A 1,514-nucleotide genomic window follows, 5' to 3' on the forward strand; every position below is an offset into this window, starting at 1 on the left:
GCCAAGTCTTGAAGGTATAATATATATACCTGATTATTCATTGGTGTTTCGCGCACAGACAAGTTAACATATGCACGAGAGCATCTAAATGAGTTGTTTGGAAGGAAATATCCTAAGGCATTTAGAAAAAATCATATACATTATTATATTGAACAAAGTCCTGATGAACTTGCTTTGATTAATTACACAAGTGGAACAACGGGGTTCTCGAAGGGTGTTATGCTGCCGTATAGGGCATTATGGGGAAATTTGGATTTCGCAATGAATGCTTTAGGAAAAAATATTTCCAGAGGTTCAAACACTGTAAGTATTTTGCCTATGGCGCATATGTATGGAATGGCTTTTGAGTTTTTGTTTGAATTTTGTCATGGATGCCATATATTCTTCTTGACACGTGTACCTAGTCCTGCGATTATTGCACAAGCATTTAAGGATATAAAACCGGCAATAATTATTGCTGTCCCCTTAGTTGTTGAGAAGATAATAAGAAAAAGAGTCTTTCCTAAGATTCAAAATAATAAGATGCGCTTATTGCTCAACATGCCGGTTATAAGTAAAAAAGTTAAGCAGAGAATATGCGAAGAGGTTTATAATGCCTTTGGTGGTAACCTGTATGAAATAATTGTTGGAGGGGCTGCATTTAATCAGGAAGTAGAGTCTTTCCTGAAGAGTATAGATTTTCCGATTACCGTTGGTTATGGTGCAACAGAATGTGCTCCGATTATAACATATTCCGATTATCATGATTTTGTCCCGATGTCGTGTGGTAAGGCTGTGATACATATGGAAGTTAAAATTGATAGTCCAGACCCATATAATGTTCCTGGTGAGATTTTGGCCCGTGGAACAAATGTTATGTTAGGATATTATAAAAATGAAGAAGCAACTCACCAGGCTTTGGACTCAGATGGCTGGTATCATACAGGTGATTTAGGCTTAATAGATGCAGACGGTAATGTTTTTATTAAGGGTAGAAGCAAGAATATGCTTTTGGGGGCAAATGGTCAAAATATTTATCCCGAGGAAATAGAGGATAAGCTAAATAGTATGGCAATGGTTGTGGAAAGTCTCGTGATACAGAAAGATGACAAACTTGTTGCATTGGTATATCCTGATTATGAGGAAGCAAGAAATTTAGGCTTTTCGAAAGATGATTTGCAGAATATTATGGAACAGAATATGGCCGAATTGAATCAGGTAATGCCATCTTATTGCAAGATTTCCAAGATAAGACTTCAAGATGAAGAATTTGAAAAGACACCTAAAAAGAGTATAAAAAGATATCTCTATAAAGATATTGATATTTAGAATTTACTTTTCTGAATATGGTTTCTGTGTTCACTCAATATTGAGAGATATAAATATTCATACAAGAAAGACGTTGATAACAGATTTGTTATTCAGCATCTTTCTTGCTTTTTTATAGTAGACTTTAAGTTTTATCTGTTGCAATAAAGAAATTTATACTGCTTCTATGAATGTTCGGTTGATGTATCTCATGTTTGCATTTAAAT

General features: G+C 34.7%; 1 pseudogene. It reads left to right on the forward strand.

Features of this window, described 5'->3' with window-relative positions:
* Window positions 1–1,308 (forward strand): annotated as a pseudogene (locus ACU52_RS14520) (AMP-binding protein); the annotation flags it as partial.
* Window positions 1,309–1,514 lie beyond the last annotated feature (206 nt).

The sequence above is a fragment of the Xylanibacter rarus genome, from assembly GCF_001275135.1.
GTDB classification, from domain to species: Bacteria; Bacteroidota; Bacteroidia; order Bacteroidales; family Bacteroidaceae; genus Prevotella; species Prevotella rara.